Origin of the sequence: Photobacterium kagoshimensis, assembly GCF_050337045.1 — a bacterium.
Lineage (GTDB): Bacteria > Pseudomonadota > Gammaproteobacteria > Enterobacterales > Vibrionaceae > Photobacterium > Photobacterium kagoshimensis.
In genome coordinates this window covers 307,903-328,820 of the sequence record NZ_JAKJSO010000012.1, presented here as the reverse complement: position 1 = coordinate 328,820, position 20,918 = coordinate 307,903, and the positions used below count along the sequence as shown (strand labels likewise).

The 20,918-nt window shown below is 45.3% G+C and carries 19 protein-coding genes; 13 read left to right on the top strand and 6 right to left on the bottom strand.

Annotated elements, in window-relative coordinates:
- The 3 genes from L4C35_RS10945 to L4C35_RS10935 form a co-directional block, all read left to right on the top strand.
- On the top strand, nt 1–825 hold an 825-nt coding region (locus L4C35_RS10945), incomplete at its 5' end, for a leucine-rich repeat domain-containing protein (protein ID WP_428462892.1).
- Between the two features lie 133 nt (nt 826–958).
- A complete protein-coding gene (locus L4C35_RS10940; protein ID WP_428462891.1) occupies nt 959–2,302 on the top strand; it encodes a leucine-rich repeat domain-containing protein in 1,344 nt (447 codons plus the stop codon).
- A gap of 36 nt (nt 2,303–2,338) precedes the next feature.
- Nucleotides 2,339–2,566, top strand: coding sequence for a hypothetical protein (locus L4C35_RS10935; protein WP_428462890.1), 228 nt, complete (start codon nt 2,339–2,341; stop codon nt 2,564–2,566).
- Nucleotides 2,567–2,684: 118 nt separating this feature from the next.
- Here the strand turns inward: L4C35_RS10935 and gorA are convergent, their stop codons facing one another.
- Both gorA and L4C35_RS10925 read right to left on the bottom strand, forming a co-directional pair.
- On the bottom strand, nt 2,685–4,040 hold the full coding sequence (gene gorA / locus L4C35_RS10930; protein WP_428462889.1) for a glutathione-disulfide reductase: 1,356 nt from the start codon (nt 4,038–4,040) through the stop codon (nt 2,685–2,687).
- 228 nt (nt 4,041–4,268) lie between these two features.
- Nucleotides 4,269–5,108, bottom strand: coding sequence for a 23S rRNA (adenine(2030)-N(6))-methyltransferase RlmJ (locus L4C35_RS10925; protein WP_428462888.1), 840 nt, complete (start codon nt 5,106–5,108; stop codon nt 4,269–4,271).
- Nucleotides 5,109–5,329: 221 nt separating this feature from the next.
- Between L4C35_RS10925 and prlC the strand changes: the two genes are divergently transcribed.
- Nucleotides 5,330–7,372, top strand: coding sequence for an oligopeptidase A (gene prlC, locus L4C35_RS10920; RefSeq protein WP_428462887.1), 2,043 nt, complete (start codon nt 5,330–5,332; stop codon nt 7,370–7,372).
- A gap of 148 nt (nt 7,373–7,520) precedes the next feature.
- On the opposite strand, the gene gppA is transcribed toward prlC, so the two are convergent.
- Together gppA and rhlB are read right to left on the bottom strand one after the other, a co-directional pair.
- The gene (gene gppA, locus L4C35_RS10915) at nt 7,521–9,023 is read right to left on the bottom strand and encodes a guanosine-5'-triphosphate,3'-diphosphate diphosphatase (RefSeq protein WP_428462886.1); all 1,503 of its coding nucleotides are present in this window, start codon (nt 9,021–9,023) and stop codon (nt 7,521–7,523) included.
- 17 nt (nt 9,024–9,040) lie between these two features.
- Nucleotides 9,041–10,351, bottom strand: a complete 1,311-nt coding sequence (rhlB, locus tag L4C35_RS10910; RefSeq protein ID WP_428462885.1) for an ATP-dependent RNA helicase RhlB — start codon at nt 10,349–10,351, stop codon at nt 9,041–9,043.
- Between the two features lie 332 nt (nt 10,352–10,683).
- Here rhlB and trxA point away from each other — a divergent pair, with 332 nt between their 5' ends.
- The 6 genes from trxA (at nt 10,684) to fre (ending at nt 16,942) form a co-directional block, all read left to right on the top strand.
- A complete protein-coding gene (gene trxA, locus L4C35_RS10905) occupies nt 10,684–11,010 on the top strand; it encodes a thioredoxin TrxA (RefSeq protein WP_048900490.1) in 327 nt (108 codons plus the stop codon).
- 194 nt (nt 11,011–11,204) lie between these two features.
- The gene (rho, locus tag L4C35_RS10900; RefSeq protein ID WP_428462884.1) at nt 11,205–12,470 is read left to right on the top strand and encodes a transcription termination factor Rho; all 1,266 of its coding nucleotides are present in this window, start codon (nt 11,205–11,207) and stop codon (nt 12,468–12,470) included.
- A 372-nt stretch (nt 12,471–12,842) separates the two neighbouring features.
- Complete coding sequence (locus L4C35_RS10895; RefSeq protein ID WP_428462883.1) at nt 12,843–13,814, top strand: hypothetical protein; 972 nt, start codon at nt 12,843–12,845, stop codon at nt 13,812–13,814.
- A gap of 108 nt (nt 13,815–13,922) precedes the next feature.
- Entirely contained in the window at nt 13,923–15,806 is a 1,884-nt protein-coding gene (gene ubiD, locus L4C35_RS10890; protein ID WP_428462882.1) for a 4-hydroxy-3-polyprenylbenzoate decarboxylase, read from the top strand.
- Between the two features lie 116 nt (nt 15,807–15,922).
- Nucleotides 15,923–16,189, top strand: coding sequence for a 2Fe-2S iron-sulfur cluster-binding protein (locus L4C35_RS10885; RefSeq protein ID WP_428462881.1), 267 nt, complete (start codon nt 15,923–15,925; stop codon nt 16,187–16,189).
- Nucleotides 16,190–16,231: 42 nt separating this feature from the next.
- Nucleotides 16,232–16,942, top strand: a complete 711-nt coding sequence (fre, locus tag L4C35_RS10880; protein WP_428462880.1) for an NAD(P)H-flavin reductase — start codon at nt 16,232–16,234, stop codon at nt 16,940–16,942.
- Between the two features lie 98 nt (nt 16,943–17,040).
- On the opposite strand, the gene L4C35_RS10875 is transcribed toward fre, so the two are convergent.
- Both L4C35_RS10875 and uspA read right to left on the bottom strand, forming a co-directional pair.
- Nucleotides 17,041–17,922 carry a carboxylate/amino acid/amine transporter gene (locus L4C35_RS10875; RefSeq protein ID WP_428462879.1) on the bottom strand — a complete coding sequence of 294 codons (882 nt, stop codon included), beginning with the start codon at nt 17,920–17,922 and terminating at the stop codon, nt 17,041–17,043.
- A 135-nt stretch (nt 17,923–18,057) separates the two neighbouring features.
- Nucleotides 18,058–18,480 carry a universal stress protein UspA gene (gene uspA, locus L4C35_RS10870; RefSeq protein WP_428462878.1) on the bottom strand — a complete coding sequence of 141 codons (423 nt, stop codon included), beginning with the start codon at nt 18,478–18,480 and terminating at the stop codon, nt 18,058–18,060.
- A 246-nt stretch (nt 18,481–18,726) separates the two neighbouring features.
- Between uspA and ftnA the strand changes: the two genes are divergently transcribed.
- The 3 genes from ftnA to L4C35_RS10855 all read left to right on the top strand — a co-directional run bounded on the left by ftnA (nt 18,727) and on the right by L4C35_RS10855 (nt 20,868).
- Nucleotides 18,727–19,254 carry a non-heme ferritin gene (gene ftnA, locus L4C35_RS10865; protein ID WP_428462877.1) on the top strand — a complete coding sequence of 176 codons (528 nt, stop codon included), beginning with the start codon at nt 18,727–18,729 and terminating at the stop codon, nt 19,252–19,254.
- A gap of 68 nt (nt 19,255–19,322) precedes the next feature.
- On the top strand, nt 19,323–19,661 hold the full coding sequence (gene uspB, locus L4C35_RS10860) for a universal stress protein UspB (protein WP_428462876.1): 339 nt from the start codon (nt 19,323–19,325) through the stop codon (nt 19,659–19,661).
- A 109-nt stretch (nt 19,662–19,770) separates the two neighbouring features.
- On the top strand, nt 19,771–20,868 hold the full coding sequence (locus tag L4C35_RS10855; protein WP_428462875.1) for a mechanosensitive ion channel family protein: 1,098 nt from the start codon (nt 19,771–19,773) through the stop codon (nt 20,866–20,868).
- Nucleotides 20,869–20,918: the final 50 nt, after the last annotated feature.

Here is a 20,918-nt window from a genome sequence, read left to right as displayed (position 1 = left end):
GGAACATCAAGAGGTGAATTTAAACATATTTCAAACTTAAAAAAACAAAAAAAAYTGTCATCACTGAAAATAAATAATAGTGTTTCAAATTTATCAGATATTAACGGAAGTCAGTCATTGGAACTATTAAATTTGATAAGTGTTGATGGTGGTAAATATAACATTGATTTGTTTAGTTTTCCAAATTTAAAATATTTATATGTATATGGTGATAGTAGCAATGACTTATCAAAACTGCATGAGCTTACTAAATTGAAAATTCTATTTGCCGGAGTTGATGCTTATATTGGTGGTGTTAAATTGCCTAAGTCATTAGAGTATTTAAGATTTGGAGGGGCTGTTAATAATAAAATGCCAAATTTTTTCAACTCAAACAAATTAAAGGAGATTATAATTTCTTATGCTTCTTTTAGTGAACTTAAAGGGCTTGATGGTTTAGATAATTTGGAAAAGTTGACAATTTACAATACACCATTAGAAAAGATAAGTGGATTAGATGATCTCTCTAGCTTAAAAGAACTAAAAATAAAAAGGTCTAACATTACGAAAATTGAAAATGTAGAGCACTTAGATAATCTTGAGGTTTTATCGTTAAGTTATAATAAAATTAAGACTATCGATAACATCAATGGTCTTAAGTCAATCAAACATATCCAATTGGATGTAAATGAGATTGAGAATATTGATTTCTCTGTTTTTGATGGTATAGAGGGATGTAGAGTTTATCTATTATCGAACCCTGTTTTTGATAATAGTGAGGGTGAGCTTTATAGAAAGCTCATGAGCTTAGAGACTTACGGTGATTTAACGACGTTGAAAAAATAATTAAACAAAGGATATGTGATGGATTTAATTGTTGAACTTTATGTGGTTACTTTAAGTGCTATACCTCTTAATACCGTTCAAAGGTTTTGACTGAATGATGATGACAGTTGTCTAAGATAACAGGACATATGATATGTTATATAGAATTTTAGCTTTAATAAAAATATCAATGTTATTTTTATCATTTGGGGTGTTGGCATATGATCCTCTGGTTGAAGAAACACTGCAATCACCACAAATAAAGCATGTTATGGATTTTCTTAAAGAAAACGGCTATCAATCGAAGCCTGAAATATTCATTGAAACGTATAATGCTGAATTGGTGGATAGAGATGATTTTAATGACAGTGATGAGATATTTAAATTTAGTAGTTCAAGTGTAAAATATAATGGTGGAGATTTTTGGTTCTATGACTATCAAAAATCTGAAAACTATATTCTTGTAGATTATGAGCTTAATGTTACTCACTTGCAGTTGAAATTAAAAACTGTTAACACTGAAATGCTCTTCTCTTTATTACCAAAATTAACATATTTAGCCATAGATGTAGATGATGTAGATGATGTGGTTTTAAACTTAAAGAGTAATAAAAACCTTAAAGAGTTATACCTTAAGAGTGGTATTGTTGATGATGTTATTTTACCCGTAGATAGCTCTCTTGAAATGATAGGAACATCAAGAGGTGAATTTAAACATATTTCAAACTTTAAAAAACAAAATAAACTTTCACTGCTTAAAATAAATAATGGTGTTTCCAATTTGTCAGATATTAACGGCCATCAGTCGTTAGAACTATTAATTTTGATAAGTGGTGATGGTGGTAAATATAATGTTGATTTATTTGGCTTTCCTAATTTAAAGTATTTGTATGTTTATGGTGATCGTGAAAATAATTTATCAAAACTACATAGACTTACTAATTTAGAAGTTTTATTTACTGGGGGAGGGGCTTATCTTGGTGACGTTAAACTTCCTGAAACATTAAGGGTGTTAAGATTTGGTGGGACTATTAATAATAAAATGCCAGACTTTTCCAACTCAAATAACTTGAAGAAAATTATCATTTCTTATGCTTCTTTTAGTGAAATAAAAGGGCTTGATGGTTTAGATGGTTTGGAAGAGTTGACAATTTATAATACACCATTAGAAAAGATAAGTGGATTAGATGGTCTATCTGGATTAAAAAAACTAAAAATAGAAAGATCAAACATTAAGAAGGTGGAGAATGTTTCTCATTTGAGTGCATTGGAGTATTTAGTACTGGTAAGTAATAAAATTAATGCTGTTGGTGAACTTGATGGATTAAGTTCAATCAAAGAAATCGAACTTCAACGAAATAACTTAAACCATGTGGATTTATCTAAATTTAATGCTGTTAAAGGATGTAAAGTTTTTCTTGGGTCTAATCCTTTTTTTGACAATAGCGAAGGGGAGATGAGACGTAAGTTGATAAGTCTTGCCAAATATGGCGCCTAATAGGTTGGAAGTAGATTATTAAACAAAGGAGATATGATGAATCTAACAGGAAAGTTAGTTGTTTTTATAGTCGCGGCACTGTCATTGATGAACACGCTCTCTACAAGTCCAACGGCTAAAGCGATTCGTGAAGGAAAAGGTGATTGGTTTTCTTTTGAGGCTGGGCTGGTTTTAGTTATTATTTTTTCTATTATTTATATTATATTTCTAGGGGTTTACTCTTATCATAAAAAAAAGCATGAACGCGAAAATAGAAACAATTAGATGTTATCTTTACTTGAATAGAAAAAGGGAAGCCATGTGCTTCCCTTTTTGTCACTCTCAAATTTGTTATCTCGAGTTTTGTTGCTTCGAATGTTGTTGTTTCGAATACAGTGCGCGCTTAGCGCATAGTTACAAACTCTTCTGAGCCCGTTGGGTGGATCGCGACGACTGCATCGAAGTCTGCTTTGGTTGCGCCCATTTTGATAGCAACGCCAAAGCCTTGGATCATTTCATCAACCGTAAAGCCGATACCGTGAAGACCCACGACTGTTTCTTCTGGGCCTGCACACACTAGTTTCATCTTACAAGGCTGACGGTGAGCGGTGACTGCTGTGTACATAGCGGTAAAGCCAGATTTGTACACTTTCACATTGTCTTCGCCGTATTGTGCAATCGCTTCTGGTTCAGTCAGACCGATAGTGCCAATTGGTGGGTGGCTAAATACTACGGTTGGTACTAGCTTGTAGTCCATTTTCGCGTTGGTCTTGCCATTGAATAGACGTTCAGACAGCTGACGGCCCGCTTTAACCGCGACAGGTGTTAGCTCAATACCGCCTTCCATGATATCGCCCACACAGTAAATGCCAGCGACATTGGTTTGCTGGTATTCATCGACTTTGATGTAGCCACGGTCGTTGGTTTCAACGCCTGTCGCAGCAAGGTTGATCTTGTCTGTGCTTGGCTGGCGACCAATTGCCCAGATGATTAAATCTGTGTTGTGTGACTCACCGTTTTCAAAGTGCATGGTGAAGGTGCCATCGGCTTCTTTAACCACTTCTTTTGGAATCGAGTGGGTGTGCAGGGTTGGACCTTCTGCATTCATCACTTCTACCAGTGTTTCTACGATCAGTGGATCGAAGCTACGTAGTGGCGATTCTTTACGAACGAACAGGTGAGTATCCGTGCCGAGGGCGCTTAGTACGCCTGCAATTTCTACCGCAATGTAGCCTGCACCAATCACGGCAGTACGCTTAGGCTGCTCGGTTAGCTCGAAGAAGCCATTCGAATCGATACCGTGGTCGGCACCAGGAATATTAGGAATGGTTGGTTCACCACCAACGGCAATAAGAATGTGATCGGCTGTGTAGTGTTCGCCATTTACTTCAATGGTTTTTGCATCCACAAAGGTTGCGAAACCGTTGATCACTTCAACCTTATTATTGCCAAGGACATTGTCGTACGCTTGGTGAATACGACCAATGTAGGCTTCACGGCTCTCAACCAGTTTGCCCCAGTTGAACCCTTTTACATCAACATCAAAGCCGTAGTCTTTTGCGTAAAGGTGCATTGCTTCAGCAATTTGTGCGCCATGCCACATTACTTTTTTGGGTACACAACCTACGTTTACACATGTACCGCCTAATGCTTTTGCTTCTACGATCGCAACCTTTGCGCCGTACATTGAAGCGCGGTTAGCTGAGGCAATACCACCGCTACCACCACCGATACAAATGTAATCAAAATGCTTCGCCATGACTTTCTCCACCTGTTTTCATTATGTAATACCCACCAAGATAAATAGCCAAAACTAAAGCGGCCAAGGAATCAAAGAGGTATCAGCGATATCTTTGCGTTTAGTGTAATGGAGAAAAGTGTGAGATACGAGCAGCAGTCGTGGCGATTAAAACGGGATAGAAAGGAGATGTGAGCTGGCGAGCATTGTTACTCGCCAGTCGATGTAACGCGGCAATGAACGACAGGATTATTCCGGTACAATCCACTCAACAGTGTTGAAGCCTGTTACCGGTGAGATCGCCTGTTGTAGCCAAGGTAGAATGGTCTGCATTTGGCTTTCCAATTTCCACGGTGGGTTAATCACGATCATGCCAGAGGCTGTCATGCCGCGCTCTTCGGTATCTGGCTCTACACCTAATTCAATTTGCAGGATCTTACGAATGCCTGTGTCTTTTAAGCCTTTAATCATTTTATCGATGTTTTCACGGTAAACCACAGGGTACCAAATTGCGTAAGTCCCCGTTGCCCAACGTTTGTGGCTTTCACGAATGGCTTTCACCACATCCATGTACTCATGCTTGAGTTCATACGGTGGGTCGATCAGAACCACGCCACGGCGTTCTTTCGGTGGCAGGCTTGCTTTTAAACGAGCAAAGCCATCTTCTTTGTAGATCTTCACTTGGCGATCACCGCGGAACTCTTGCAGTAGCAGCGGGAAGTCAGTTGGGTGCAGTTCGGTTAATACCATGCGGTCTTGACCACGGATCTGTGCACTCGCAACTTTCGGTGAGCCAGGGTAGTAGCGCAACTCTTCACTGTCGTTTAGCGTCTTGATGGCATCAATGTAAGAGGCAATTTCAGCCGGAATATCATCGCGCGACCAAATACGTGCGATCCCTTCGAGGAATTCACCGGTCTTCTCGCTGCGCTCGTCTTGTAAATCGTAACGACCAACCCCTGAGTGGGTATCGTGGTAAACGAAAGGTTTATCTTTTTGCTTGAGCGAATCCAAAATCAGGCTTTGAACAATGTGTTTTACCACATCGGCGTGGTTGCCAGCGTGGAAGCTATGACGATAACTCAGCATAAGGTGGGTCTCTGTGACGAATAAGAATAGTGAAGGCGCTATTATCGCCAAATCATGATGAATATCCAGTTTATACCAAGCTAAGCGCTGGCTTATTTAAGGCTCTGACGCATAATTAAAGCGATAAGCGGCGTTAAATTTGGCTCTAAGCTGGACTAAGGGATTGAATTTAACCAGAGAAAGACACATCTATTAGGGATAACCTCATAAAGGATAAGCGCATGTCAAACCCACTATTGACCATGACGGATCTGCCTCCGTTTTCTCTCATTAAAGCTGAGCACATTCAACCTGCCGTTGAACAAGCGATTGCTGATTGTCGTGCCAAGGTAGAAGAGGTCTTGGCAAACGATGCGCCACCAAGTTGGGACTCCATTTGTGAGCCGCTGGCGGAAACCGATGATCGTTTAAGCCGTATTTGGTCACCGATCTCTCACCTAAACGGGGTGAAAAACAGTGCTGAATTGCGTGAGGCTTACGAAGGTTGTTTACCTATGTTGTCTGATTACGGCACTTGGGTGGGTCAACACAAAGGCTTGTACGAAGCGTATAAAGCGATCAAAGCCAGTGATGATTTTGCGGCAATGAACCAAGCGCAGCAAAAATCGATCACAGACGCGCTAAAAGAATTTGAATTATCGGGTATTGGTTTACCTGCCGATGAACAACACCGCTACGGTGAAATCAGCAAGCGCCTTTCAGAGCTGGCCTCGACGTTTAGTAATAACGTGTTAGATGCCACCATGGGGTGGAGCAAGCAGGTAACAGACGAAGCTGAATTGACAGGCTTGCCTGAATCCGCGATGCAAGCAGCTCAAGCTGCCGCGCAAGCGAAAGAGCTTGAGGGTTACCTGTTTACGCTGGAAATCCCATCGTACCTTCCTATGATGACCTACTGTGAAAACAGTGCATTACGCCAAGAAATGTACGAAGCGTTCGTAACACGTGCTTCTGATCGTGGTCCGAACGCAGGCACATGGGATAACAGCGAAATCATTGCTGAAAAACTGAAGCTGAGCCATGAGCTAGCACGTCTACTTGGCTTTAGCACTTATAGCGAGAAATCACTGGCGACCAAGATGGCGGAATCGCCAGAGCAAGTGCTGGGCTTTTTGAACGATCTTGCAACACGCGCCAAGCCACAAGGTGAGCGTGAAGTGGCAGAGTTACGTGCATTCGCGAAAGAAGAATTTGGTGCCGATGATCTGCAACCATGGGATTTTGCTTTCTACAGCGAAAAGCTAAAACAGCATCGCTACAGTATTTCTGATGAGCAGCTACGTCCTTACTTCCCTGAGAAAACCGCCGTGGCAGGCCTATTTGAAGTGCTAAAGCGTGTGTTTGGGATGGATGTGAAGCAGCGTGACGGCGTCGATGTTTGGGATGACACGGTTACTTTTTACGATATCTTCGACAGCAAAGGTGAACTGCGCGGTAGCTTCTACCTCGATCTGTATGCGCGTGAACACAAACGTGGTGGTGCGTGGATGGATGAGTGCATGGTACGTCGCACCCGTCTTGATGGGTCGCTACAAACGCCAGTTGCTTACTTAACCTGTAACTTCAACAAGCCGATTGGTGATAAGCCGGCTTTGTTCACCCATGATGAAGTCGTGACCTTATTCCACGAAACTGGTCATGGTATTCACCATATGTTGACTCAAATCGATGCACCTGCGGTATCGGGTATTAACGGTGTGCCTTGGGATGCCGTCGAGCTGCCGAGCCAATTCTTAGAAAACTGGTGCTGGGAAGAACAAGCCCTAGCATTTATTTCGGGTCACTTTGAAACAGGTGAAGCCCTGCCAAAAGAAATGCTCGATAAAATGCTCGCGGCGAAGAACTTCCAATCCGCGATGGGTATCTTACGTCAGCTTGAGTTTGGTCTGTTCGATTTCAGCTTATACACCCAATACGATCCAGAAATTGGTGCGCAAGTGCTAGAAACCTTGTTTGACATTAAGTCGCGTGTTTCTGTGGTGCAAAGCCCTGAGTGGGGACGTTTCCCACACAGCTTCAGCCATATCTTTGCGGGCGGTTACAGCGCGGGTTACTACAGCTATTTGTGGGCAGAGCTGTTGTCGGCAGATGCGTTCTCACGTTTTGAAGAAGAAGGGATCTTTAACCCACAAACGGGCGCGGATTTCTTGGATTGCATCTTAGAGCGCGGCGGCAGTGAAGAGCCGATGGCCTTGTTCAAACGCTTCCGTGGTCGTGAGCCACAGTTGGATGCCATGCTACGTCATTGCGGTATTACGGGGTGATCTTGCGCCATAGCGTGAACACTGGTGTCTAGTGTTAAAAATGACGTCTAGTCTTAAAATAGACGGTTAATAAAAAAGGCTGCCTTGATAACAAGGGAGCCTTTTTTGATCGTGCTGAAACGGTTATCGCATGGCTAGCGTGAAGCGATTAGGCTTCGTCATCCATCGCCACTATCTGCAATGGCCAGCCCATATCGGTTTGGCGGTTAGCTTCTTGCTGCAGCTCCGCATTGGTAAGCGGATTGTTGGCAAGCCATACACTGGGTAGTGATAGCGTAAGATTATTGTCTTGTGCTGTGAGTGTCACAACCGGCTGATGCTGGTGGTCGCGACGATGACAAATAATCACGGCTAAACGAAGCAAGCGCAAAATACGGGTTGCGCTTGATGCCGACAGTGCGTGTTGCTCGGGTAAGCTGGTGAGCGCTTCGCGATGACGGCGAAGTAACTCGGCAATCAAATGCTTCTGTGCGCGGGTAAAACCAGGCAGATCAATATGATTGATCAGATATGCTGCATGCTCACCGCTTTTTTTGAATTCGATGCTGGCACCGATTTCATGCAAAGTACTACTTGCGTGCAAAAGACAAGGTGCTTGCTGTTCCAGTGGCCATTCATTCTTGCAACTGGTGAGCAATGTCATTGCGGTGCTTGCCACATTATCAGCATGGATGGCATCAAGCTGAAAACGGCGTTGCACACTGTTTAAGGTACGTTCACGCACATCATGATGGCGCATCTGGCTCATCATCTCGTAAACCATCCCTTCACGCAGTGCACCACCTGCCAGTGTCATGGTGTCGATATTTAGCGATTCAAACAGCGCAATAAGAATCGATAAACCACTCGGGAAGACTAAAGCGCGTTCTAAGGTTAGCCCTTCGATGTCTAAATCTTCCAAGCGCTCATACTGCATCGCTTGGCGCTGCAGGCGTTTTAGCTTTTGCAGCGTAATCACTTCATCCATGCCTTGTGCCAGCATGATTTCTTGCAATGCCTGTACTGTGCCACTGGCGCCGACACAGGTATCCCAGCCGAGTTGTTTATACTGCGCTAAGATCGGGTCAATCGCAGCTTTTGCGGCTGTGATTGCTGCATCAAAATTCGCGGCACTGAGCTCGCGATCTTTAAAGTAACGCTCAAGCCAAGTAACACAGCCAATTTTAAGGCTGGTCAGGGCATTGGCATCAAAGCCTGCTCCGATGATCACTTCGGTACTGGCGCCACCAATATCGACCACGAGGCGTTTGTCGCTACCACCTGAAGTATGCGCGACACCCTGATAGATGATACGCGCTTCTTCTTCACCCGGAATAATATCAACCGAGTGACCAAGAATCGTTTTTGCTTTGGCGAGAAAAGTATCAGCATTCACCGCGGTACGAAGTGCGGCAGTACCTACAATACGAATGCGCTCTGCGGGAATGTCTTGAAGACGTTCAGCAAATAGGCTTAGACATTCCCAGCCACGCTGCATGGCTTCATCGCTGAGGATATTGTCGTGGTTTAACCCTGCGGCTAAACGCACTTTGCGCTTTATTTTTGCGAGAGTTTTAACACTGCCTGCAACTTCACGCACAATCCACATGTGGAAGCTGTTAGAGCCTAAATCAATCGCGGCGTACAAAGGTGATACTGAACTTCTTTCCATAGACTTATCGATTCTTATTATTTTTGCGTTTGTGGGCGGCGACGCTGGCGCTGGCGAGATTGCCCCTGACCTTGTCCTTGACCCTGACGCGAGTTGTTACGACGGTTACCGTTTTGACGCGGCGTACGTTGTACTGGCAGTGCTGCTGGTAGTTCAGTCATCAGCGCGTCACTGTCGTACTTAGATACTGGGATTGAGTGTTCAATGTAAGTTTCAATCGCAGGTAGGTTAATTGCGTAACCTTCACAAGCAAAACTGATTGAGTGACCACTTGCACCAGCACGACCAGTACGGCCAATACGGTGAACGTAATCTTCGGCATCGTCAGGGAGATCGTAGTTAAATACGTGCGTTACCTGAGGAATGTGTAGACCACGAGCCGCAACATCGGTAGCCACAAGAATATCGATTTCGCCTTGCGTAAATTGCTCTAGAATACGCACGCGTTTCTTCTGTGGTACATCGCCCGTTAGCAAACCAACACGGTGATCATCTGCCGCTAAGTGTGCCCAAATATCTTCACAACGGTGTTTAGTATTGGCAAAAATGATTGCGCGATCTGGCCACTCTTCTTCGATCAAGGTTTGTAGCAAGCGCATTTTTTCTTGATTAGAAGGGTAGAAAAGCTCTTCTTGAATGCGGTGACCTGTTTTTTGTTCAGGCTCTACGACCACACTTTCAGGGCTGTTCATGTGTTCAAAGGCAAGTTCTTTTACGCGGTAAGACAGCGTAGCAGAGAACAGCATGTTCAGGCGTGCTTCAGGTGCCGGCATACGACGGAACAAGAAACGAATATCTTTAATGAAACCCAAATCGAACATGCGATCGGCTTCATCCAGTACAACCACTTGGATGCTACGTAGATCGATAACACGTTGTTTGTAGAAATCGATAATACGACCACACGTACCCACCAGAATATCGACACCGTTTTCGAGTGTTTTCTGTTGTTTCTCGTACGCTTCGCCACCGTAAGCTAAGCCTGCGGTAAGACCGGTGCTTTCTAGTAACGGTTTGGCATCGTTATAAATTTGGATTGCCAGCTCACGCGTTGGAGCCATGATGATTGCGCGAGGGTGGTTCTGTTTACGCTCTGCTGATGCTGGGTTTAGCAGCAGGTGGTTAAAAGTAGCAGTCAGGAAGGCAAGGGTTTTACCCGTACCTGTTTGAGCCTGTCCTGCAATATCTTGGCCGGAGAGCACTACCGGCAATGCCAAGGCTTGGATCGGGGTACAATTGTAGAAACCCTTGCTGTCCAAACCTGCTACAACCGTTGGTTCAAGACCAAGGTCGGCAAATTTTTGCTCTGTGATATGAGTCGTCTTCATTGCTATAGAATATCAGCTTAGGGTTGCAATACGAAACGGATTCAATTCAAATAGGGCAACGATTTGCTCTTTATACTATGAGATAGGTCAGGTTTAACGTAATTCAACTAGCCTGAATCGAACTTTGTAGCGTATAAATAATACTTATCAGACAAGCTATCTGATCATGTAAGCGGATTTAAATAACCTATATTCAGCCTAATTAATCCTAACTAGACAGACTAGTTATTGCTGTTTACGCTTTGAATATAGTGATGATTTATCAGTTAAACATTGAACATTTACTTATCCGGATTGGTATAAGCTAATAAAATCAACCATTGGAGTGGAAGATGAGCGACAAGATTGTGCAGCTAAGCGATGCAAGCTTTGAAAGTGATGTAATTAACGCTGCAGGACCTGTACTAGTCGATTTTTGGGCTGAATGGTGTGGTCCATGTAAAATGATTGCCCCAATCCTTGACGAAATTGCTGACGAGTACGAAGGCAAGCTGACGATTGGTAAGCTAAACATTGACCAAAATGCAGCAACGCCACCGAAATTTGGTATCCGCGGCATCCCAACATTACTGCTATTTAAAGATGGCAGCGTAGCGGCGACCAAAGTGGGCGCGCTATCAAAATCTCAACTTAAAGAGTTCCTAGACGCGAACGTTTAAGCTGTAAATACGGGCTGTGCGCAATTTCTTTGTTGTGCGCAGTTTGTCTTCCGACTATGCTAGACGGATGGAAGGTTTAGTGCTAACTTATTGCACGTAATTATCAAACTTGTTCATTTCATGACCAGCCCCATTGGTCATTAACTCTCTCAACTATATAGAACCCCATTTTGACAAACAAGAAACCCACCACTATGAATCTTACAGAACTGAAGAACCAACCTATTCCAAAGCTGGTTGCGCTTGGCGAAAGCCTAGGATTGGAAAATCTAGCGCGTTTAAGAAAGCAGGACATTATTTTTGCCATTCTTAAACAACACGCAAAGGGTGGTGAGGACATATTTGGCGATGGTGTTCTAGAAATTCTTCAAGACGGCTTCGGCTTCCTTCGTTCTTCAGATAGTTCTTACCTTGCTGGCCCAGATGACATCTACGTCTCTCCAAGCCAAATCCGCCGCTTCAATCTTCGTACTGGTGACACCATTGCCGGCAAGATTCGTCCACCAAAAGACGGTGAGCGTTACTTTGCCCTGCTAAAAGTTAACGAAGTTAACCACGATAAGCCGGATAACGCGCGTAACAAGATCTTATTCGAAAACTTAACCCCGCTTCACGCTAACGAACGTATGCGTATGGAGCGTGGTAACGGTTCGACGGAAGATATCACAGCACGTGTTCTTGATTTAGCATCGCCAATTGGTAAAGGTCAGCGTGGTCTGATTGTTGCTCCGCCAAAAGCGGGTAAAACCATGTTGCTACAGAACATTGCCCAAAGCATTGCATACAACCACCCTGAGTGTGAGTTGATGGTATTGCTGATTGATGAACGCCCAGAAGAAGTAACCGAGATGCAACGCCTGGTTAAAGGTGAAGTTATTGCATCAACGTTCGATGAGCCAGCATCTCGCCACGTTCAGGTTGCTGAAATGGTTATCGAGAAAGCAAAACGTCTGGTTGAGCACAAAAAAGACGTGGTGATCCTACTGGATTCCATTACACGTCTGGCACGTGCATACAACACCGTTGTACCTTCATCAGGTAAAGTCCTAACAGGTGGTGTGGATGCAAACGCACTTCACCGTCCTAAGCGTTTCTTCGGTGCAGCTCGTAACGTAGAAGAAGGCGGTAGCTTAACTATCATCGCAACAGCACTGGTTGATACTGGTTCTAAAATGGATGAAGTTATTTACGAAGAATTTAAAGGTACAGGTAACATGGAACTGCACCTATCTCGTAAAATCGCTGAAAAACGTGTTTTCCCAGCGATCGACATTAACCGCTCTGGTACGCGTCGTGAAGAACTACTGGCGAAATCAGACGAGCTACAGAAGATGTGGATCCTGCGTAAGATTGTCCATGCGATGGGCGAAATCGACACCATGGAATTCATGATCGATAAGCTATCGATGACCAAAACGAATGATGAGTTCTTCGATGCAATGCGTCGTCAAAACTCATAATCGATAGGGTCTTAAGCTAGAAAGTTAGCTTGGTCACAAATTCAAGAAACGTCGCCTAGTGCGGCGTTTTTTATTGCTTGGCTTTCAGGCATACTAAATTTAAACCAGTGTTCAATTGTGGCTGGAAGACGAAATAATTACACATAAGCGCACGGTTGCTTATCGTGATGTCATAGTATGAATAACAATAGCGTAGAGAGCTGAGAAGAATAATCATTCGGCTTGGTATTACCGCTTGAATGCTGTATAGGTAAAGAGTAGGCAGGTTAGGATGGCACGCCTACACCACAACATTGCATTGACCAATAGAGCATTGATGGCTCTTGATCTTCCTCTCGATGAATAGGAGATAACATGCGACAAGGATTGTGCATGATACCCTTGCTACTGACGATGTGGACAGCACCCGTTTTGGCACAAGATGTGTCAGAACAACAGGTACTCGACACCTTAGCATCAGCGCAAGTGCAAACTCGGGTGAACGCCCTTACCACGCTTTATAAGCGAAATGACTTTCGCGCTTTAGAATTTAATCTCTCGCAATTACCGCCACTATCACAAGAAGCTGTTCGTGAAAAACTGGTGGCATTTGCGGTCGAATTTGGTCAGGTTGATCAAGCCAAAGCCACGTGGTTGGCTGAGCAGGCTGGGCGAAAACCAACCTTTACTATTGTTGAACAAGGTGACGGTTACCTAGTAACGAAAGCGGCGTTTCATTATGGTGCGCTAGCTCGGACCTTGATTAAGCACTGGGAACATCAATTACAAGCTGACGATATGGTGCGTAAAGCGGAATCGGGCACCTTACAGTTGTCAACGTGGCTAACGACCGATCGCCATGTTCAAAAACACCGTCGTGATCTGTTTTTAGAGCGTATTGATACACTTTCACCTGCTGCGATTGCCACCTTAGTCGATCAATTTCAATCCGATAACCAGCTGATGTGGCTACCTGATAATGCCATTATTGCTAGCTTAGCGGCCCACTCAGGCGATAGTGATATGTACCAACTTCTGTGGCGTCGTCGCACCGACACCTACAGCTACCAGGAACTAACACGATTAGCCGAACAAGCGCCTAAACCGCTCGCTTTAGAGCAGCTAATGGCTGCCACCAGTAACCCATCGTTGAAGCAGCAAGCGTACCGATCTTTGATCATTTTAAAACCTATGCCCGCATCCACGCGCCAATTCTTGATCGCCAAGATGGGGGAAGTCGATGAAGGGCAAGTGGTGGCGCAGCAACTCGCGCAGCAAGGCTATACCAGTTGGTTACGCCAGCTGGCGACAACCCATAGCAGCAATGTATTGAAAAAGAATCTGCAAATTGTACTCGAGCAGTAACTGATAATCAGTAACGGGTGAGATTAGGTTAACAACTCGTTATAATATCGCCCATTAGTTGATGGGCACTCGCATAGTGAGGGTGCCGCTTGGTAACGGGTAGCACCTATGAAATTCAAGGACCTGCGCGACTTTATTGATCGCCTTGAGCAGCAAGGGCAATTAAAGCGTATTTCGCAGCCTATCGATCCCAATCAAGAAATGACCGAAATCAGTGATCGCACGCTTCGCGCGGGCGGTCCTGCATTGCTGTTTGAAAATCCGATTGGTTATGACATGCCGGTACTGACTAACCTGTTTGGTACACCAGGCCGTGTTGCCATGGGGATGGGACGACAGGACGTTAAAGAACTGCGCGAAGTGGGTAAACTGCTGGCGTATTTAAAAGAGCCTGAGCCACCACGCGGTTTTCGTGATGCGCTGGATAAGCTGCCGGTGTTCAAACAAGTGCTGAACATGCCTGTGAAGCGCTTACGCAAAGCGCCGTGCCAAGAAATCGTCTGGCAAGGTGACGAGGTCGATCTTGATAAAGTCCCTGTGATGAGCTGCTGGCCGGGCGATGTGGCACCGCTATTAACCTGGGGCTTAACTATCACCAAAGGGCCGAACAAAAAACGCCAGAACCTTGGCATTTACCGCCAGCAAAAGCTGGGTAAAAACAAGGTGATCATGCGCTGGCTGGCCCATCGTGGTGGGGCATTAGATTTACGCGATTGGATGGAAACCCATCCTGGTAAACCTTTCCCAGTGACTGTTGCCTTTGGTGCCGATCCTGCGACCATTTTGGGTGCTGTGACGCCTGTGCCAGATACCTTATCTGAGTATGCGTTTGCCGGGTTATTGCGTGGCAGTAAAACCGAGGTAGTGAAGAGCCTTAGTAATGATCTGGATGTGCCCGCGAGTGCAGAAGTGGTGTTAGAGGGTTACATTGACCCGACTGAATTTGCCGATGAAGGCCCTTACGGTGATCACACGGGTTATTACAACGAAGTTGAAAGCCACCATGTGTTTACTGTTACCCACGTATCCATGCGTAATAACCCGATTTATCACAGCACTTATACTGGCCGTCCACCCGATGAGCCAGCCGTTCTGGGCGTGGCATTGAACGAAGTGTTTGTGCCTATTTTGCAAAAGCAGTTCCCTGAGATCACGGACTTTTATTTACCACCTGAAGGTTGTTCCTACCGCATGGCGGTGGTGACCATGAAGAAGCAATACCCAGGACATGCCAAGCGCGTCATGATGGGCGTCTGGTCTTTCTTACGTCAGTTCATGTACACCAAATTTGTGGTGGTGTGTGACGATGACGTCAACGCACGTGATTGGAACAGCGTGATCCACGCGATGACCACGCGAATGGACCCTGTGCGCGACACTGTGATGATCGACAATACGCCGATTGATTCCCTTGATTTTGCCTCGCCAGTGGTTGGTTTGGGTTCGAAAATGGGGCTGGATGTCACCATTAAATGGGATGCTGAAACGGTCAATTCACCAAGTGAAGCATTCACCGTTAACCGTGATTTTGATGTCGATGCAGGGCTTAAGGCACTGCGTGAGCAACACCCTGAAATTTTGGATTGTTATTTACCACCTGAAGCTGATTCACACCGTATGGCGATAGTGAGTATCAAGAAAGAAGGTGCAGGCCAAGCGATCGCGGTGATGGAAGCGGTGTGGGCATTCTTGGCACAGTTTACCAATGCTAAATTTGTGATTGTCTGCGATGATGACGTTAATGTACGTGATTGGAATGATGTGATTTGGGCCGTTACCACTCGTATGGATCCAAGCCGTGATGCCATTATGATTAACAGCTCGGCCGCAGAACAACTCTCGTTGGGCTGTGGTTCAAAAATGGGCTGGGATGCGACCAATAAATGGCAAGGTGAAACGGATCGCGAGTGGGGTACCCCTATTCGTAAAGATCCCGTCATCGTTGCTAAAATTGATGCTATTTGGGATGAATTAGCGATTTTCAAACCATAGCGATTAGCCTAAATTGAACAGGTTATCATCGCTGGTGACCTGTTGTTTAATCCCTCTTTAATAGCGTGCTCAGTGACTAGCGGCCAGCTGTTAAGGACACGATAATTAAGAATATTATGATGCACCAAGTTCGCCTGTTGCCCGCAGATGTGTCTTTTACTGCCACCGAGCATGAAAGCGTACTGCAGGCAGCGCTCAATGCAGGCATTGCTTTTCCTAACCGTTGCCAGGTCGGTGCGTGTGCCATGTGCATGTGCCGAAAGTTATCGGGTGAGATAAGTTACCAACTTGAGCCTATGCTTACTGAGAAAGAGCAAGCGCAGGGTTGGATGTTTACTTGTCAAGCAACGGCGAAAAGCGACTTGGTGCTCAGCATGGACTAGCGTCTTGGACGTACCATGCTTTTGAACGACCAGAGGACAATCATGTCGATTAAATGTGAAGTAAAGTCAGTTGAACCATTAGCATGTAATACTTTCCGTATTTTATTGCAGCCAGAACAAATGATCGATTTCAAAGCCGGTCAGTACCTATTAGCCGTGATGGGTGAGAAAGATAAACGCCCATTCTCGATTGCAAGTAGCCCGTGTCGTGACGGTGAGCTGGAGCTCCATATTGGTGCTGCAGAGCACAACCCGTACGCGATTGAAGTGGTGGAAACCATGAAAGCCGCACTTACCGCAGGTACGCCTGTTGAAATCGAAGCGCCACACGGTGATGCGTGGGTCCGTACCGACAGCGAAAAACCACTGCTGATGATTGCGGGGGGGACGGGCTTTTCTTACGTGCGCAGTATTTTAGATAACTGTTTAAGCCGTGGTGTTAGTCAACCGATCTTTGTTTACTGGGGTGGCCGTGATGCATGTCAGTTGTACGCCAATGATGAGCTACAGGCGCTGGCGGATAAACACGCTAACCTGACTTACGTCCCGGTGGTTGAGCAACCAGAAGCCGCTTGGCAAGGCAAAGTCGGCAATGTATTGGAAGCCGTCAGTAACGACTTTATCAGCTTATCAGCGTACGACATCTATATTTGTGGCCGTTTTGAAATGGCGGGTGCAGCGCGTGAACAGTTTACGGCGGAAAAAGGTGCAGAGCGCGAGCGTATGTTTGCTGATGCCTTCTCGTTTATCTAATCGAGAGATGAGTCGATACCAATAGAAGGATAAATAAACGGCGAGCCAGTGGCTCGCCGTTTTTGTTGCTACAAAATTGAATACAGGTCTAAGGCTGGTTAAGCACTGGCTTGGCGTGATGCTGCGACCTTGCGCTTGACCCAAGTTTCATTGAGCCACAATGAAAAGACAATAATAACTCCGCCAATGATCAAACGAGGGTAATCCACATCACGGTTCCAAATCACGATATTGACAATCAAGCCCGCAGGCACCAAGGCGTTGTTCATGATGGCGAGCGCCCCCGCATTAACCAGCGTCGCGCCTTTGTTCCAAATGTAGTAACCCAAACCTGATGCAATCGTCCCCAGATAAATCAGTACGCCCCACTGAGTGGAAGTAGTTGGCAGTTTATCGGTATTACCAAACATCAAAAACATCGGTATGGCGATACACATCGCGCCTAAGTAGAACAAGCCAAATACCGTGTGCTGTGGGATATCTTGGCTTTCTTGTTCCATGGTACGTTTGTAGCCCACTTGGCCTATCGCAAAGCTCAGGTTGGCGCCTTGGACGATCAAAAAGCCCGTAATGAAGTTTTCATTAATGCCTTCAAATTTGATGACGGCCGCACCGAGTACAGCCACAACAGCCGTGACCAGATACCACGCCGAGAATTGGCGGTGCAGCATGTCGTAAATCAGGGTGACATAGATGGGGGTAAAGATAGTGAACAGTAGCACTTCGGGTACCGAAAGGTACAAGAAAGATTGGTAATAAAAGCAGTACATGATGCCAAGCTGAAAGGCACCCACAACCATCAATTTTGCGGCTAACTTCGGGTGTAAATGTTGTTTACGCAAGAAAGGTAAAAATACTAGCGCCGCGAGTGACACACGCGTTAATACCGAGAACCAAGCATCGACTTGGCCCGCAAGATAGACCCCTATCAGGCTAAATGAAAAGGCCCATAGTAGGGTGATAGTAGAAAGGTATCCCATAACAGTTTGATCAATCCATAAGTGTCATGGCGATAGTGTACCTTAAAGCGCTCGCGGCAAGCAGAGAAATGCTCACCCAAGGCGAGAGGTCGGAGCGGTAAATCTGGCTTACCGCTCATCCCGTTTATGGTAGCGCTATTTCAATGGCACCATCAGCATATCAACGGGAGTGCGATTGATCAGTTGTTTCGCTGAAGACAGAATTTTGCTCCAGAAATCTTGGTGATGACCGCAAACAATCAGCTCAATATCAAGATCATCGATCGCTTGGCAGATTTCATCGGCGAGATCGCCGCTACCCACTAAGGTATGTGAAACGGGGTAACCCGCTTTGTCAGCTAAGGCTTTTAAGTGATGCTGTGCTTCATCAGCCATGCGGTGTTGGGCATCAGAAAGGTTAATATCAATCAGGCCGGTATAGAGCTCCGCATAATTAACATCAATATGGATCAGCGATAATTTAGCATCGACGGCCTTAGCCAGAGCGGCAGCTTTATTTACTAAAACGAAGCTGTCTTCAGATAAATCAATAGCAACGAGAATGTGTTTGTAAGCCATAACTGTGCACTCCTTATCACGGGTTCATTTCATGCTACCACTGAGTATGGCGCAAAAATATCGTGTAGATCTCACCCTTGGTGGTAACTCTAAAAATACATGCAGAGTGGTCTTTTTACCTTTTCTTTTCGTATCTTACCTCTGAGTGACATGTGTCATCGCAGATACTTGCTGCTGCTATGTTGCAAACTTGATTGTGCGCTGTGACAATGTCTCTATTACAATTGTATAAGAAGGAGTAGTGCGATGTTAGCGCAAGCGATGGTTGAAAAACTGAATGAGCAAATTAACTTGGAGTTTTTCTCTTCAAACCTGTACCTGCAAATGAGTGCTTGGTGTGAAGACAAAGGCTTTGAAGGTGCTGCTGAGTTTCTTCGTGCCCATGCTGTTGAGGAAATGGAACATATGCAGCGTTTATTCACCTATGTGAGTGAAACAGGTGCAATGCCAATTCTAGGTGCGATTGAAGCGCCAAAACACGAATTTGCCTCGTTGGGTGATGTGTTCCGTGAAACCTATGAGCATGAGCAGTTGATCACTAAGCAAATCAACATGCTGGCGCACGTAGCGTTCACTACTCAAGATTACTCAACATTTAATTTCTTACAGTGGTATGTTGCAGAACAACACGAAGAAGAGAAGTTATTCAAAAGTGTTCTAGACAAGATTGAGCTAGTAGGTGAAGACGGTAAGGCCTTGTTCTTTATCGACAAAGACCTAGCGGCTATGGCTAAAGCTGAATCATCGTCTGTGATGGATACGCAAGCAGGTTAAATCATAGTATGGGGTGCGTTGCGCACCCTTATCCCCTGCTTGTGTCCAAGGTAGTTTGGGGGTTATTTATGATTAGTGGGGATGCATTACTACTGGCGCTATTTATGGTCGCCGTTGTTAATATTTCTAGGTACGTCAGTACATTACGTACATTGCTCGCGATCATGCGCGAGTGTGACCCTTTGCTTTATCAGCAAGTAGATGGTCGTGGGTTTTTCTCATCGCAAGGCAATGTCAGTAAACAAATTCGTTTGTTTCACTACATTCGCAGTCAGCAATACCATAAACATCATGATCCCGTCTTTATGGCCAAGTGCATCAAGGTACGTCGATTATTTATCTTAGCCAGTACCTTTTTGATGGTGTTCTTTATTGCCATTTTTGTTGTTGCTTACCTTGGCGTGTAACAGAAATAGCCTGATCTTCGCCTAAAATCACGCGTATTTCTGTTTGCCAATAGTCGTTATTGCGCTTAACGTTACGGCTATTGAATGCAAATAGTTATGCTGGTTATTGATGGATAAAATGACAACCTGGTGGTTATCGTTAGAGCAAGGCGCTAGCCCTGATTGGCTCTTAAATGTGGGCTTATTACTGGCCTTAAGTGCCGTGCTCTGGGGGGCGTGGTGGCTGATCAGTCGTCGTCTTGCTCATGTCGCAGAAGCCACAAAATTCATTTGGGATGACGCATTAGTACATGCAGTGCGTCGGCCGGTCTCTTGGCTTGTTTGGCTTTGGCCTGCACTGATCTCAATCGGTGTTGTGGTTGAGAACACCAGCCACTATTCCACCGAGTTTTTGGGTGTGGTACGTCACCTACTCTTGGTATGGACGCTCATTTGGATCTTACTTCGTCTTATTTCTAATGTTGAAGCGGCATTAGCAGATAAAGCGAGAGATCTCACCACCTTGAATGCTGTCTCTAAAGTGCTGCGCCTGATAGTGATGGTGATCGGCGGCCTTGTGATGATGCAAAACCTTGGGCTGAGTTTATCAGGCATTCTGACCTTTGGTGGTGTCGGTGGCTTAGTCGTGGGTATGGCTGCCAAAGATCTGCTAGCCAACTTCTTCGGTGGCATGATGATTTATTTTGACCGCCCGTTTAAAGTCGGTGATTGGATCCGCAGTCCTGATCGCCAAATTGAAGGCACGGTTGAGCGTATCGGTTTTCGCATGACGGTGATCCGCACCTTTGATAAGCGTCCGCTCTATGTCCCTAATTCGGTGTTTAGCTCGATTGTGGTGGAAAACCCATCGCGAATGCTAAATCGTCGGATTAAGCAAAAAGTTGGGCTACGCTATCAAGATGCAGCCGTTGTTGGTCAGGTGGTGGAAGGGATCAAGCAGATGCTGCGCCAGCACCCTGATATTGATAGTCGTCAAACCCTGATTGTTAGCTTTGATAATTACGGCCCATCGTCGTTGGATGTATTGGTGTACACCTTCACCAAAACTGTGAATTGGGTGGAGTACAAAGATGTGCAGCAAGATGTGATGCTCAAAATTGTCGAGATTGTTCACCAGCAAGGGGCTGACTTCGCGTTCCCAACCAGTACGGTGCAACTGGATGATAACGCCTTGATGACACTGCAATCTTCTTCGCTGAAGGCTTAGCTTGGGTCACCTGAGCGCTAAGCGTGTAGGATAGCAGTTGGTATTCACCG